This window comes from Nostoc sp. DedQUE12b, from assembly GCF_034530835.1.
Taxonomy (GTDB): Bacteria; Cyanobacteriota; Cyanobacteriia; order Cyanobacteriales; family Nostocaceae; genus Nostoc.
Genome location: NZ_JAVRCI010000027.1, coordinates 66,165 through 82,551, shown reverse-complemented (window position 1 = coordinate 82,551; position 16,387 = coordinate 66,165). Strand labels below are relative to the sequence as shown.

Below are 16,387 nucleotides of genomic sequence, written 5' to 3'. Positions count from 1 at the left end.
CCCGTCAACTCTGTAGTGACTTTCGTCAACCCTGAAGTCACTCCCGTCAACCCTGTAGTGACTTTCGTCAACCCTGTAGTCACTCCCGTCAACCCTGTAGTCACTTTCGTCAACCCTGTAGTCACTTCCGAGAACTCTGCATCTAATCTGAAAAGATGGCATCAAACAGCGATGCCTGCGGCGAGCTACGCCAACGCTTGACTCTGAAATTTGACAGTCGCTACTAGCGCGGCTGAAAGCACCCAAGAATTAGTAATAACTTGCGAGACCAAATTGAAAATAATAATAATTGCTTAAGTATTGCCAGTGTTTGGAAAATGGTAATCAAACACAGTATTGGCATCAGCTTTAATTTAAATTTTTCTGAGTTTGTCGAACAACTTTGTCGAACAACAAATAATTATGAAATAGCTTATTCTCACTCATGATTCCTAAGTTTTGCGTTGATTAACCCAGCGTGCCGCCTCAATAGCAGATGTGAACCGCATAGACACTCCAAAAACTCGCACTTCTCCCGTATGCGGATTTGTTACTTTAAGGAACTGCTTAGACCGGACATTAATTCCTTCTTCAACGGTACGTAACAATTTGTATTCTTCCCAAGAGTCAATTTCAACTGCGTTCATTTTCTCAAATAACTTTACCCAAGCGATATCATCGAGTTTACGCTTGCGTTGTAGGTTTATTTTACCGTGATGTGCATTCAGGCTATATCCATCGGCAAAGACTACGGCAGGTGTATCTTCTGCATGAAGATGGTTCTTGCTATCAATATTAATTGTGGTGCAATGGTTGGAAATAATCGCGATATTTTGAAAGAAGAAAGTCCAGCCGCAATTTTTAATAAAATCTTCTAAAATGAATAGTTGGTTTTCAAATTGCTGGTAGTTGAAACTCTGAATACAAAAGTCAAAATAACTGCATCCTGCAATCAAAGTTTCCGGTTTGCGACAAGAAGAGAATATATTTTTAATCAACTGGCTATTGCGTTTACCAAAATGTTCCTCCAAAACATCTCCCCATTGTATTTCTAACTGTCCTTGGAGTAATTTTGCATATTCTTTTGCTAGATGATTGTCAAACAAAGAATGTAAATTTGTTTGTAAATCAACAGGTAATCGCGTGAGCAAATATGATTGCAACTTACTGTAGATTTTACTCCAGTGGGAACTATCTATAGCATCACCCAGAATTGTCTGAGAATCAACTTTGAGCAAATTCCAGATGTACTCGAACCCAGCGTTAGGGCTATCAACGATAATTATTTCAGGTTCAGTGAGTTCAAGTGCAGTATATATTGCTCGAACTGCATCCGTAGCCTGTTGTTGGTTGATGGGTTCGGTAGATAGTCCAATGTGTTGCCATTTTTCTCGACATCGGGATATGAATGCACGTTGTTCTGGTGTCAGGTAGTCGGCGGACATAGCAGGTATGCGAAATAGTGGCTATCTTGTATTAAAGCAGATTATTTGATTTGGTTAATGAATCGAAAAGTGCTGTATGTATAACTACAATCCTTTAGACTGCCTACCTTCATCGGCGGAATTACCAGATTCTGATGATATCCCTGTGGATAACGAACTACAAATATTAATTCCTAATTTATTGTTAGCCATCTTAGCCTCGATTTGGCAAACCCGTGATGACTGGTTTTTCGGTATCAACATGGGAATTTACTATACACCATTACAACCTGCTATAGTCCCCGATGGGTTTTTGAGTTTAGGTGTTGAACGTTTTGTTGGAGAAAACGGACGTTCTAGTTACGTTTTCTGGGAAGAAGAAGGAATTGCGCCCATTTTAGCTTTAGAAGTGGTTTCTCAAACCTACAATGGCGAATATGAACAAAAGAAAATAGACTATGCCCAATTAGGCATTTTATATTACGTCATTTATGCACCAACGCGGCTACGTCGTAAGCGTCAACGTTTAGAAGTTTATCGCTTAATTGAAGGTAAGTACACTTTACAACTCGGCGATCAAATTTGGATGCCAGAAATTGGTTTAGGGATTGGACGAGAACAGGGTATTTATCAAGGAAGAACACGAGAATGGCTATTTTGGTATGACCAAGATGGTAACAGATACCAAACTCCAGAAGAAATAAACGCACAACAGCAACAACAGCTAGAACAAACTCAGCAGCAGTTTCAAGAACTTTTAGCCAAATTACAACAACAAGGAATTGACCCAAATTTACTATGAACTACCCCTGGCTTAAACTTTCGCACAGCCAAGGGTTAGGGAGAATAAAACCTTAGAGGTTATTTGAAAAGTGGTTATGTGTGATTTTAGGCACTTATTGATCCCCCCTAGCCCCCCTTAAAAAGGGGGGAAAACTTCTTAAAGTCCCCCTTTTTAAGGGGGATTTAGGGGGATCTAAAACTTTTTGCTACCAACAACAGGACTTTTCAAACATCCTCTTAACCCAAGCGTATTTACATAATACTAACTACGATTATCTATCTGAGCGCGTTGCAAACTTCCAGAGAAGTCAACATAAACACTTTTCCATTCTGTGAAAACATCCATTGCAGTAGTTCCAGCTTCGCGGTGTCCGTTACCGGTTTGTTTCACACCACCAAAAGGTAAGTGTACCTCTGCGCCAATAGTCGGGCCGTTAATATAAGTGATACCTGCTTCGATGTCGCGCATAGCAGTAAAAGCCCGGTTGATATCGCGGGTGTAAACTGAAGAAGAAAGACCATAATTGCTATCGTTGAGAATTGCGATCGCATCCTCAAAGCAGCTAACCTCAATTAATGCCACTACTGGCCCAAATATCTCCTCACGGGCGACGCGCATATCAGGAGTTACATCATCCAAAATAGTTGGTTGAAAGAAGTAACCGTTTTTCAATGAGCCTTCACGAGCGATTTTCCCACCAATTAAAACCTTTGCTCCTTCTTCACGAGCGATATCCAAATACTTGCTCACCTGTTGGAGTTGCTTTTCATTGATTATCGGGCCAATATCTGTATCAGAGTCATTGCCAGCACCCAAGCGTAACTTACTAGTACGCTCATAGAGCATCGCAGTAAATTTTTCCTTGATATCACGATGCAAAATCAGCCGACTAGTAGCCGTACACCGTTGCCCAGTTGTTCCAAATGCTCCCCACACTGCACCATCAAGAGCAAGTTCTAAATCGGCATCTTCCATTACCACTTGAGCGTTTTTACCACCCATTTCCAAGCAGACACGCTTGTGAGTGCGTCCGCAAGTCGCACCGACAAAAGCACCCGTTTCTGAAGAACCGGTAAACGATATCAAATCTACATTGGGATGCTCAACTAAAGCTTTCCCTACCTCTTCTCCCACACCATGCACCAAGTTAATTACTCCTGGTGGTAAACCTGCTTGTTGAAAAATTTCAATCAATTTAGTTGCACAGGCGGAGGTATCTTCGGCAGGTTTGAGAATGACTGTGTTGCCACACACCAAAGCTGGCATAGCTTTCCAGCAAGGAATTGCCACCGGAAAATTCCAGGGAGTAATTAAGGCACAGACTCCGATGGGCATCCGCACAGTCATGGCGAATTTATTGGACATTTCCGAGGGTGTGGTTTGCCCAAATAGTCGCCTTCCTTCGCCAGCACTATAAAAGGCGCAGTCAATACCTTCTTGGACATCTCCCCTAGCTTCTGTTAAGGGTTTACCCATTTCCCGACTAATTAACTGGGCAAGTTCTTCTTTATGCTGAAGTAATATTTCCCCAACGCGAAAAATGTATTCTGCTCTCGCTGGGGCGGGGACTTTGCGCCAACTGTGGTAGGCTTTCCGGGCAGCGGCTACCGCTGTATCTACATCCTTGACTTGAGAACGGGGAAATGTGGCCACGACTTCGGTTTTGTCGGCAGGGTTGCGACTTTCTAGGGTTACTTCTCCTATAGCACTCAACCATTGGCCATCTATATAATTACGACAAGATAGCGGAGTTGTCATTTTGAAAATCTCCGATGATCCACTGAAAACTTGTGTATTAAGTTTGCTTGCTTTCTAGGTTATCCTCAAGTTTAGGAAATTGGCGTGATAACTAAATATCGATATAAAAATTAAGGCACTAACGCCAATACCCCTACAGGCGAACCAGAACCACCACGTAATCTCAGAACTGCGATCGCTAGAGTAGTACCTTTAGGTGGTAATTGATCCAAATTTGTTAGATTCTCCAACACAATGCGCGGTTTTTCCAATACCAAGCGGTTAATCGCAAAACTGTTATCCTGTCCTGGGTCTACACCATGAGTATCAATTCCTACCCCAATTATTTGCCGTTTATCAAGTAAAAATTGAGTGGCATCGCTGCCAAATCCTGGAAAGTGGGGAATTCCTTGAGAATCGTGATTGAGGAACGCACTTTTATCAAACCACTTTTTCTGCCAACCAGTATTCAATATAACTACGCAACCAGCAAAAATCTTGCCGTATTCTTCTTCCCAAGCCAAAACATCAGCAATAGTCAGGGCATAATCAGGATTAACTGCTGTGGCTTGGCAAATATTTATAACTACCGCAGGTACAACCAAAGACTGGGCTGGGTATTGGTCAATTCCCACAGCATAACTATGAAAACTGTTAGGGGCATTGATATGGGTAGCGCTATGTTCCCCCAAGGAGAAACGCCGCAGGTAATAACCATCATTATTTAATTCAGCCACAGTCTCAAATTCTACTGTGGGATCTCCAGACCATTGGGGAATATCTACGTCAATTACATGACTTAGGTGGATAACACGTGTGTAGGTGATACTATTTTGACTTTGGGGTTGTATCATCCCAGCCTTCTATATTATTTGTACTCAGAGATTTTTTTATCAGGTACGTAGGTGCAGATAGTTGTGTACATCGTCTGGGTTAGGCTACGCCTACGCAAAGATCCTACTACCATTACAACGTTTTTCAAACCTAATTCCCTATACTAAAAGAGATAATCCCCCCAATCCCTATAAATTTTAGGCTATTGAGGGGGTTCAAATGTTGCAGCAAAAAGTGAGTTGATCTTAGTTAACAACTATTAGATTAAGTTTTAATTAAGCTTTGATTAAGATTAGGTATCTCCAGAAATTAAATATGCGTTATCCAGAACCCTTATAGAGACTTAGCAGTGCTACAGATATCTTGCAAAAGTAACAAATGCCAAGATATTGGGTTGTATGTTAAAGGTTACTGGGTTTGGGAAAATTCCATACCTTTACCCTTTAACCCTTAACCTTTTCCCCACTTCTGCAAGAAGTCTTACGTCTCTACGTTTTTCACTCGTATCTCTATTGTTTGATATCTACGTTGAGGGTTCTTGCTTTAGTGGAATCATCACAATAAACTCGGCACCTTCTCCTGGTGCTGAAATACACTGGATCTTTCCACCGTGTTTTTGGACTATAATTTGGTAGCTAATTGATAATCCCATACCCGTGCCTTTACCCACAGGTTTTGTCGTAAAGAAGGGATCAAATAAGCGTTTGCGTACTTCCTTACTCATGCCTGGGCCATTGTCGGCAATGCTAATGATTACATGATCTTCTTGAATGAGGCTGCGAATGCGAATCTGTGGAAAAGTCATTTGTCTTTGTTCGCGCAGCGTCTCCTTTGGGAGAAGTTCTGATCGCCGGAAGCCTCCGCTCAGACTTCTCTGCTGGTCATTTGTCTTTTGTTCAGTTTTGTTTACTAATGACATAGGCGCTTCGCCTTCCCGCAGGGTATGACTATTGACAAATGACTCTTCTAAAGCATCGATCGCATTTGTCAACAGATTCATAAATACCTGATTCATCTGTCCAGGGTGACAGACTACTGATGGTAGATTGCCATAGTCTCGGACTACTTGGATTTCGGGATGTCCTGGTTTGGCTTTTAAACGATTTTGCAACAACAGCAAGGCGCTATCCATCCCTTCATGAATATCCACTGCTTTTATACCGTCTTCATCAAGGCGAGAAAAATTTCGTAAAGATAAGACAATCTGCCGAATGCGTTCGGCTCCCATTCTCATAGACTCCAGGATTTTGGGTAAATCTTGCTTGAGAAAGTCTAAATCAATGGTGTTGATTTGTCGATCGATCTCTGGTGTTGGTGGGCAGTAGCTCTGTTGATAAAGTTCTACTAAGTGCAGTAAATCCTTAGTATATTCACTGGCGTGGCTAATATTGCCGTAGATGAAATTGACGGGATTATTGATTTCATGGGCAATACCTGCAACCAATTGTCCTAAACTGGACATTTTTTCAGTTTGAATCAGTTGCGTTTGAGTTTGTTGAAGTTCTAGCAGTGCTGCTTCTAGTTGCTGGGCTTTGTCTTGGGCAGTTTGGGCGGTGATGCGACTTTGGGTGTAAAGTTTAGCTTGGTCAATGGCGATCGCTAGTTGAACTGTAACTGCTTGTAGTAATTCTACTTCGTTGTTCAGCCAAGGGCGAAAGCCACTACAATAACCACAGCTAAATGCACCAATTTCGCCAGATTGAGTGTGTACAGGCAGCGCCATAAAGGCAGTGAAACCAAAATCCTGCAAAAATTGCTGTGCTATGGAATCGCCCACAGTCTCAGTATCATTAATGCGGATGATTTCTCCGTTCAAAGTTTTGGCTGCGATTAGTTTGATTTCGGCATGAGTTGCTTCTTGTTGGTTAAGTAGACAGGGTAAAAAGGCACTTTTTGCCTCATATACTCTTTCCCAGTAGGGTACATCAGCGTCTTGCCGATACCAAAAGAAGGCGCAGCGATCAATCTGGAATAAGTTGCAAATCTCCTGCACTGCGGTTTCCACAATGTAATTAAGATCCAAAGAAGCTCGAATTTGGCTAGAAAGACGATTGAGTAATGTTTCCCGCTGGACGCTTTCTCTGAGTGCAATTTCTGTTTGTTTGCGCTTGATGCCAATGGCAATCTCTTGAGCGGCGAATTCCAATGCTTTGAAAGTTGATTCTGTCACTGTTTTGCGGGCAAACATGGCTATCACCCCTACAGTTTCATCTTCAACAATTAAGGGATAGCCAGCAAAGGCGACCATACCCTCTCGCTGTGCCCACTCTTTGTTACCAATGCAGGAATCTGTCTGCACAGAATTAGTTAAGTGGGGTTTGCCCTCTTCGGCAATCAAACCAATTTTGAATTGACCGACTGGTACACATTTATGGGGCCCATTGATATGGGTGTACATCCCAGAACTGACTTGCAACTCTAATACATTGTCTTGTTCGTTCAGCGTCCAGATGCAAGCAAAGGCTGCATCAAGATGTTCAACTAAGGCGTCAGTGCAGCGGCGCATCATATTCTGTAAGCTGTCACTCTGAGTCAATGCCGCGTCTACATCGGCACGAAAATTTGCTAAACGCGCTCGTTCTGCTAGAGCTACTTCTGCTTCTTTACGGTCGGTGGTGTCATAGCAAATACCAACGAAGTACAAAATATTGCCATTAGCGTCTTTAATCGCAGATGAGTTGCTTGTATGCCATCGCCAACTACCGTTTTTGTGTTTAACTCGATATTCAATTGCCTCTTGTTTCTTGCCTGTTGTCAAAATTCTTTGGAAATAATCGGCACAAATATGCACATCGTCAGGATGTATGAAAGGAATAAAAGATTTGCCTTCAACCTCTGCAACCTCATGCCCAAAAATCTCAGTCCAGTTAGGAGAAACGTAAGAAAATATCCCTTCAAGTGTCAGCGCAAAAATAATGTTGTTGGCGTTTTCTACAATGCTGCGGAACTTGGCATCACTTTCTATTAAAGCTGCTTGGATGTTGTCGCTGGTGTCGCGGACAAGAACTATAATTTGCTGGTCTGGTAATGGTAATAACCTAGCTTCAAAATTATTATTTTCTTCTGGGAGCGGTGAGTTATATTCAAAACTGACTTCATATTGAGTTTCAAGTACTTGAGTTATTGCTTGCTGGAAGCGATCGCCTATAGCAGTCGGTAAGCATTCTCGTAAACTCTTGCCCTGACAATCTCCTGGTAGAATATCCAAACTCTCTATCAACCCTTGCTTGTAATCCAGAATACTTCCATTAGCATCAAGACGAAAGTATGAATCAGGAAGTAATTGCAAAATCGCTGCAAATTCTGATGTTTTTTGGCGTAACTGTGCCTCAACTGCTTGGCGTTTGCTAATTTCAGCTTGCAGTTGCTCTAATGCTTTTGCTAGTTCTGTTGCTCGTTCTCTATCTGTAATTTTACGTAGGCGGCGAGAGAAATTTTTAGATGGCGAGTAGCTTTCTGTTAGGAAAGGTTGACTTATCCCTATCGGTACTTCTGTTAGATCGATACAATAACCGATGTAGCCGATAAAGCTGCCATCTGCTGCAAATCGTGGCGCGGCTGTATCTAAAATCCAGCGATATTCGCCATCAGCTGCACGCAAGCGATATTGTCTCTGGAAGGAATCATGCGTCGCAAATGCTGTCAGGTATATATCTTCGCATCGCTGTCTATCTTCTGGATGGACGTTGCCAGTCCAAATATTGCCTATTTCCTCTTCTCGCGCAGATGCAGACGCGGCTGTTGTTAGATGTTTTCCAGTAAATTTCAACCAATTAGAATTGAAGTAACAGTAAAGTGCATTGCATCCAGACATCCAAATCATTAGAGGAGCAATATCCACCTGCTGGTAAAATGCTTTTTCATCCTGTTGTATTTCTTCCTCTTCAACTATGATTTGTTTAACGTAGCTCTGCACCTTTTTAGAAAACACTTTTGCCTGCCTGCTCTGCCTAAATTATTAAGGTAATATGCTGAAAATAAAATTTCTTAATACATGGATATAATCTTGTTTACGCCAACCTGCTAACGATCTTAATACTTTATTTATTTTTATATGCCCAGCAATTCCCCTTTTACTGTAAATAAATTGAAAAAATGCTGAAGTTATCATTAAGATTAACTTCAGCATTTTTTGTGAAATTTAAACTATCTATATATCAAAGAGCTTATTTAACTTTGTTTCTTTTTGAAGTCATTGATCAATTCATCTTAGCTATATAATTGCATTGATCAAAAAGTTGATTTAGCTTTACTAAAACTATATGATTCTCGGCAAGGCATTTACATCTTTATAATAAATTCATAATAATCAAGAATTTTATCCAAAATAAATATTGATTTTTTATCAAGAAGAATTCAGCATGAATTAAAATCTGGCTGATGGTTCTAGCTTGATTAAAACAAGGGGGTATAAAAGAGTTTGATACCTACATCTGGATTAAACAGCTTTTATCAAAGTAGTGGTATAAAAACCAACTTTATTTATTTGTGATTTTGGATAATGATGAATGTATTCTTTTTTATGGTTCCAACAAAACCCAATTTTTCAAAATTGTCTTGAATAATCCAAATACCTTATATAGCAATCCTATCTGAGTGACGATCAATCTAGGTGATGAAGAACCGTTTATCTACGAGATACTACATATAGCTTGCTTACTCGTAGAGTTACGCACAATATCTGGTACAAAAGTACGCTAATAAAAAGAGAACAAATCTCACGAATGATTTAGGATTGCTATAGCAAAATCGCAACTTAAATGAGAAAAATGCTAAATGTGATATCAACTGGTTGTAACAATGCCTGGTAATCGCATTTTATATGTTATAAAGCTCACAGAAATTAATGTTAGGCGGAAACTACTTTATGGAACCAGATAAACTGGGCCGTTTTAAGGAGTACGGCGAATTCATCCTCCGAAAGATAGATTCTGTGCCCCAGTACCCTTCTAAACAAGAAGATTGGGTTCCAGCTAGTCTTGATGACTGTCTTCTTCGTTTGCGATCGGCTGCCCAGAAAACTGTAGACCTGGCAACTTCGCCTGTCAAAATTGGTGTAATGGGGGAATTTAGTAGTGGAAAAACCTTACTTTTAGGCAGTCTAATTGGATATGCAGATGCTTTGCCAGTCAGTGAAAACCCCACTACAGGTAATGTTACCGCCATACATATTATTCCGCAGGACGATTTTACAACGACGCAGCTAAGTAACTTTACGGTAGAGTATCTTTCCCATGAAGGCGTACATGAGTGTCTACGCTTCATGCTAGGGGAAGCCAATAAACGAACAACAGCAGCAGGGCTTCCTCCAATACCAGTATCGAAACTCAACTCTGGGACAGATATTATTAGCTGGTGTGAAGAAGCGTGGAATAGCAGTAACAATTTAGAGTTGCGTTATTTACTCCGGGAGTTGGTATTATTCCTGCGGGCTTATCAAGCTTATGGAGAGGTTATGTGTGGTGGGCACTACCAAATTGATGCGGTGACTGCCCGCGAGGGGCTACAGCTAGTCGAGCAGCCAATGGCAATCCAAACTCTGAAATTTGAGGATCTACCGCCAGCGCATATTAGATTACCGAGTCCACCCCAGAGGCTACCAACAAAGTTATTGCAAAACAGCTTCCCACTGATCCGCCGCGTCGATATTGATGTGAAAATCTCACGGGAAATTTGGGATTTTGCAGATGCAGCTAAATTTATTCTCATCGACTTTCCAGGATTGGGGGCTGCTAATTCTGGGGCTAGGGATACCTTTTTGTCATTGCGGGAATTGGCAGAAGTACAGACAATTTTGGTATTGCTAAATGGTAAATCTCCTGGGAGCGATCGCGCCAATAAAATCTTCACGATGATGCAGCAGCAGCGACCAGGACAAGACCTGAAAGATTTAATTCTCGTCGGTGTGGGTCGTTTTGATCAACTCCCCCTAGACAGCGAGGGTGGCGAAAGAGAACTTGACCATCTGATTGAAGATAGTCATTTAGAAGAGGAAACGGTTCTCCAAAAACTCAAAGTTCTGCAAACTACCATTGACGGTGCAGCAGCATTTACAACCCAAAAAGACCGCATCGTTTTACTGTCGCCACTTTTGGGATTAGCTGAATTGGCAAAACGTTCTACTACAGTCAAAGCAGGCTCACCAGAGTTTTTAGCTAACTTAGATTATCCTGATTACCTAGACAGGTCTAAACGGCTACAAGAGAAATGGGAGCTATTAAGTAAAAATCTGATAGAATCTAACACCCGTAGCTATTTGGGCAGACAGTTGGGTTACTTTAGTCAAGATGGCGGACTTAGTAAGCTGCGGGAATTGATTCAAACTCACGTAGCTACTCATGGTTTGAAGCAACTGCATGAAGATACCAAAAGAGCTGCTGATGTGGTGAGTCAGCAACAAGATCACTTAAAAGACATCATAGATGAAATTCACGAGCAAGGTATCCCCACAGGCGATAGCCCGGCTTTTATCGAATTGCGCTTTGTGGTCGAAAGCTTAGATAAAATCTACAGAAATTTCCAAAAAGATATCGGCAAAGAACCACTTAAAGATCGACGTGGTGTTGTTGTCAGCGATGTAGTTAAAGACGAACTCACCTTTAGAATTCTTAATTGGAACCAGTGGACTTTACTCTTCAACAAAGCCAATAATGGAGCGATCGTTTTGGCAGAATCTAAAGGTGCAGCTGGGAAATTATTCGATCGGGGAAACCACGTAAATACTTCGCTTCCAACTAAGAGTGATGATTTTTATCCAGTATTTGAGAAAACCGTTAAAGAAATAGAAGATTTTGCCCGCGATCGCATCCAGCAAGCCGTGGTAGATTTGTTAAATCAATTATCAAATTATATTGCCCCAGAACGCGAACAATTGCAGGCATTTTTCCACCCAGAAATGGAGCGAGAAATCGAAGAAAAATTTGGTTTTGAAGATGCAGATCTCTTTTACAAATTATTACTAGGATGCGACCCTAACGAATGGAAAGAAGCAATTATCTCGGAAATTACTAGTAAAGATAAAACTGTTGCACCTGAAATTATTTTTCCTTTAGCACGTCAAGACGATAAACACAACGTTGGTCAAATCTTTGATTGGGCACCAGAGAAAAGCCAAGGCTTACCCAGATCGAGCAATCACCAACTTTTAGTACTGCGACTGCGAGATGAAATTACAGCTAGCGCCAGCCTCCATCTTGTGCAGTATGTTAGCGAAGTTAATCAGCAAATTAATTCCGAACTAGAAGGTATTTTGGATCAGATTATTCCGAGTCTGCAAAACCTTTCCAAAAAAGAAAGTTTGCTAAGATATTTGGCGGCTGGGGAATTGCCATCTGAGATCCAAATTCCTACTTGGTTGCAGATTATTTCCGAAATTGCGGCTGTTTCTCACTCAGATGATTTAGATTTGAGATGACGCGATCGCGTCGAGATATGAGGATGTATTTGTGAGACGTGATGCAATTTTTTATACAATTTTCAAGCGTGTCCCAGGATTGTTTTTCGAGTTAGTAGAACAACCACCGCCTGAAGCTGCTAGCTATCGCTTTGAATCAGTAGAAGTTAAAGAACCAACATTTCGGATTGATGGGGTATTTTTACCTCCACCGGGTGCAACATCTCAGACGATCTTTTTTGCTGAGGTACAATTCCAAAAGGATGAGTTACTGTACCATCGCTTTTTCTCAGAATCCATGCTGTATATGTATCGCAACCCGTCGCTTTACGATGACTGGTACGGGGTAATTATTTTACAGTCTCGCAGCTTGGAACCGGAAAACACCACTATTCATAGATCGTTACTGAACAGTTCTCAAGTACAACGAATTTATTTAGATGAGTTAGGTAGTCCTGATGAGTACAAAGTAGGTATCAGTTTGATGCTGTTGACTATTGCCTCAGAGACTCAAATGGTTCGGGAAGCGAAACGTTTAATTGAGCGGGTGCAACAAGAGCAGATAACTGTCTTGGCTAAGAAGGAGATAATAGATGTAATCACAACAATTGCAGTTTATAAATTCGCAAACTTAAGTCGTGAAGAGGTAGAGGCTATGTTAGGAGTTAAGTTAGAAGAAACTAGGGTTTATCAAGAAGCTAAACAAGAGGGACGAGAAGAACTAAAACTTGAACTTGTACCTCGGTTCTTAGCTCGTGGTATGTCGATGGAAGAGGTTGCCCAGTTACTTGATTTAACTATCGAACAAGTAAGACTTGCAACTGAGCAAGAGTCTTCAACATCAACTTAGTAACTACCGTAATTTTCATAGCAATGCCTAGTTTAAGCTACGCCTACATCCTTTCATATAAAAGCGTAGGCGTAGATATCGTGCCAAATAAAAAAGCCAGTGCTAAAGACCAAAATTAAAAGTTTTTACCATAAAAATTCTCTAAGGTGATTTACAAGAATAAATATACCGATGCCGTTGGTTTCGACTTCGCTCAACCAACTGATAGATCGAGAGTTGAGCGTATCGCTAAAGCGAAAGCTCCGCTAACGCGTAGCGTCTCGCAGAGAAGTCGAAACTCGCCAACACAGGTATTTTCTTCGTCGGAAATCACCTAAATTTGTAATTTTATGATAGAACATTACAGTTTTTAGCCAGCTATAAAATAAACAACAGAAAGTGAATATTATAATGAACCCTTTCCAATTGAATAACTATAGCGATCGCGAACCAAGCGAGAAACAACAAAAAAGATTTCCGGGATGGTTTGCTTTAGATTTTGGTACGTCGAATTCGACAGTCACACTCTTCGATCCAATTGAAGTACCGATCGCAGAAATTTTACCCAAAGAGCAAGAAATGCGGTTGCGCGATCGCTTATCGCAATGGCTCAGTTCTCCCGCCTCCGTAGCTTTACCAGATGTCAGCACTGATGATTGGGCAAAGTTTATCATAGAAATTAGCAAAAATTTGGAGATAGAACCCAGCCGATTGAGTGAAGTATTTGAAAGTGATAATAAAGAGCGATTTTTAGAAGCAATTCGCCAAATTGAACTTTCTTTAGGGAATAGCGAGAGGTTCCGCCGTGCTGTCAGCAAAAAACTTTACCAAATTTATCATGAAGTGTTTCGCGTCCCTACCCTAGAGTCGCAAAATCTGATCCCAGTTGTGCTGGATATCGATCGCCGCGATACGGAAATTCCCAGCGAGTCGGAAATTTCGCACTTAGGGGATTTAAAACTGCGGATGGGTAGGGAAGCTAGAGATAACCGAAAAAAAGCGATCGCTCAAGGTACAAGCGGTTCTTTAAAGGAAATTATCAGCAGGTTTCACCATTCACCCAAACGCTATTTTGGCCAGGAGCGATCATTTTCAGTTATTTTGGATGGCGAAGAAGAAACAATTACCGCTAACCAGTTAATCCAATCTGCTTGGGCACATTTAATCGAGTTAACTGAAGACTACCGCCAACACGCACGACGCAGATTTTCGGAAGGAGATTTTTTAACAGCAGTTGTCACCTACCCAACAGTCGCCCCACCAGTTGTTCGCAAGGAAGTTAGGGAATTAGTTGAGCAGTTGGGAATCGATGATGTTCAAACTGCTTATGATGAAGCCGTTTCTGTGGCAATATTCTTTTTATGGCGAGAATTTGGCGGTAATCTCAACATTGGGATTGAGTCATTCAAAACCCGTTGTCGCCAAGTAGGAAACAAATGGTCACAAAATGTTCTCGTCTTGGATATTGGCGGCGGAACTACAGACTTAGCTTTAATTGAACTGACTCTAGAAGATAAAACCCCAGCTTTTGCTGATTATGAAGACCGGGGTTTAGGAGGACGTTACTATAAACTTACTCCCAAACTATTAGGTTCATCTGGTCATTTACAGCTAGGTGGTGAGTTAATTACGCTGCGAATTTTTAGATTATTAAAAGTTGCGATCGCAGACTTTTTGTTGACAGCAGTCACAATAGGCGATCTAGAAAACGAAAAGTTAGAAGATTTAATTAACTCCGAGTTAAACGAGCGCTTTTTAGAACAAGGCAAATTTAAAACTGGCAGTCTTTTAAAATGCCTAGATAAAGAGAATCCTGAAGGCGATATTGCTTACAAAGATGCCCTAGATACAGCCGAGAAAGTATTGCCCACCCGTTGGCAACAATCACCACAACGTCTGCAATCATTTTATATTCTCTGGGATTATGCAGAAGCAGCTAAACTCAAACTTGGGCAAAAGCCACCAGCAGAGAATTCTCTATTAACCTTCACACTTTCTGAGCAGCAAATTTCCGAATTGCTTACCCAAAGCGCCATTAAATTACAAGTCAAAGATCCAAATAACATCTGCATCACCTTAGATAATCGGCAATTTGAACGAGCCGCCGCATCTGGAATTAAAGAAGCGATCGGAATTGCTAAAGGATTAATGGAAAGTCGTTTGCGTCCCGACGATCTCACCAAAGATTCTTGGAATTCCCAAAAAGTTGATTGGTTAATTTTGTCTGGTAAAACTTGTAACTTAGATGTAGTACAGCGCCAAATCTACCAAGAATTTAGTAAGTCTCCGTATTTTGTCTGGAATCCAGAACGGATTACCTTTGTGTTGGAATTTACCAAGCTAGCCACTTCTGCCGGTGCTTGCTATGCCGAAAAGTTACGAAGACTGAGATTCGATCCAGAAGAGTCTAAAAGCTTGTTGCGTAAGGGAGCTAACCAGCTAGAAATTGATGTCAAAAACCTGTTTTATTATTTGCCCTGCAACTTCAAACGCAAAACCCAAAGCAACGATTTACTAACTATATTCAAAGCTGGACAAGAACTCTATCAACTCGCACCTTGGGAAACTGTTGCTAAAGTTCGTACTCATTGGCAAGGCATACAATTAACTAATATTATCTACCGTCAAGATTACGAAGAAGGAGATTTACGACTATGGGGAAGCTTTGACGGCAAAAACCTGATGAATCAACTGGAAATGCCAGAAGTAGAATTTCTGAAAAAAATCAAAGTCCAGTTTGAGATTGACCAAACCCTCGAATTTAACGTATTGCTTTGTCAAGGAAATCCTCATTATTTGATTGATCTTTCTGGTATTGATTTAGAATCGGTAGTTTCAGAAACTTCAGCACTATTTGCTAATGGGAAATTGAATTGGAATATTGCTGTAGAACGCTTCAATAAAGACTTAAATGATGGTGATATTGCTGTCAATGTGATTGAGTCAGCAACTGTCGATCAACCAGATGCTTATCATCTTGTATTTGAAGTCGGAAATGATGGTAGTAAAACGTTTCACAAATTTCATTATTTGCGCGATGGGGTGACGCAACCAGGAATTGGGTTAATTAGTAATCCCTTACCTCCATTCCCACAAACTGGCCAGCACACCTTCTATGTTTATCAAACAGATGCCGAAACCAACAGCAAAAAATGGATAAGAATTGGCGCACTCAGTAAACCAGATGTGACAACAGATTATCCTTGCCAATATCGTGTAACTCTCGATGATCGAGGTATTCTAAGAATGCACGCTGGTGAAGTACCTTACTGGACATCACAAAATCAAGAATGCCTCAAAGAAGAAGGATGTGTTTACCGTGCTGAATTAGAATTACAACCTAATGAAGTTGATAAAGAACGCGATCCCTTTTGCGGCATACATTAAACCTCTGCGTTCCTCTGCGC

Annotated in this window: 9 protein-coding genes; 5 read left to right on the top strand and 4 right to left on the bottom strand. The window is 41.1% G+C overall.

Going from position 1 to position 16,387, the window contains the following annotated elements; genetic code table 11:
- Positions 1-201 (top strand): hypothetical protein (locus RMY16_RS15700; RefSeq protein ID WP_322737180.1); only part of this gene is annotated, 201 nt, incomplete at its 5' end.
- 230 nt (positions 202-431) lie between these two features.
- Here RMY16_RS15700 and RMY16_RS15695 read toward each other — a convergent pair.
- The gene (locus RMY16_RS15695; RefSeq protein WP_322737179.1) at positions 432-1,424 is read right to left on the bottom strand and encodes a DUF6745 domain-containing protein; all 993 of its coding nucleotides are present in this window, start codon (positions 1,422-1,424) and stop codon (positions 432-434) included.
- Positions 1,425-1,500: 76 nt separating this feature from the next.
- Here RMY16_RS15695 and RMY16_RS15690 point away from each other — a divergent pair, with 76 nt between their 5' ends.
- Entirely contained in the window at positions 1,501-2,205 is a 705-nt protein-coding gene (locus RMY16_RS15690; RefSeq protein ID WP_322737177.1) for a Uma2 family endonuclease, read from the top strand.
- A 243-nt stretch (positions 2,206-2,448) separates the two neighbouring features.
- On the opposite strand, the gene RMY16_RS15685 is transcribed toward RMY16_RS15690, so the two are convergent.
- The 3 genes from RMY16_RS15685 to RMY16_RS15675 form a co-directional block, all read right to left on the bottom strand.
- The gene (locus RMY16_RS15685; protein WP_322737176.1) at positions 2,449-3,945 is read right to left on the bottom strand and encodes an aldehyde dehydrogenase family protein; all 1,497 of its coding nucleotides are present in this window, start codon (positions 3,943-3,945) and stop codon (positions 2,449-2,451) included.
- 110 nt (positions 3,946-4,055) lie between these two features.
- Positions 4,056-4,778, bottom strand: a complete 723-nt coding sequence (locus tag RMY16_RS15680) for a cyclase family protein (RefSeq protein WP_322737175.1) — start codon at positions 4,776-4,778, stop codon at positions 4,056-4,058.
- Between the two features lie 503 nt (positions 4,779-5,281).
- Positions 5,282-8,689: a PAS domain S-box protein gene (locus tag RMY16_RS15675; RefSeq protein ID WP_322737174.1), complete on the bottom strand. Its 3,408-nt coding sequence runs from the start codon at positions 8,687-8,689 to the stop codon at positions 5,282-5,284.
- A 936-nt stretch (positions 8,690-9,625) separates the two neighbouring features.
- On the opposite strand from RMY16_RS15675, the gene RMY16_RS15670 reads away from it, so the two are divergent.
- The 3 genes from RMY16_RS15670 to RMY16_RS15660 all read left to right on the top strand — a co-directional run bounded on the left by RMY16_RS15670 (position 9,626) and on the right by RMY16_RS15660 (position 16,367).
- Positions 9,626-12,172 carry a proteasome protein gene (locus RMY16_RS15670; protein WP_322737173.1) on the top strand — a complete coding sequence of 849 codons (2,547 nt, stop codon included), beginning with the start codon at positions 9,626-9,628 and terminating at the stop codon, positions 12,170-12,172.
- Between the two features lie 31 nt (positions 12,173-12,203).
- Positions 12,204-13,001 carry an Rpn family recombination-promoting nuclease/putative transposase gene (locus RMY16_RS15665; protein ID WP_322737172.1) on the top strand — a complete coding sequence of 266 codons (798 nt, stop codon included), beginning with the start codon at positions 12,204-12,206 and terminating at the stop codon, positions 12,999-13,001.
- A gap of 390 nt (positions 13,002-13,391) precedes the next feature.
- Positions 13,392-16,367: a molecular chaperone gene (locus RMY16_RS15660; protein WP_322737171.1), complete on the top strand. Its 2,976-nt coding sequence runs from the start codon at positions 13,392-13,394 to the stop codon at positions 16,365-16,367.
- Positions 16,368-16,387: the final 20 nt, after the last annotated feature.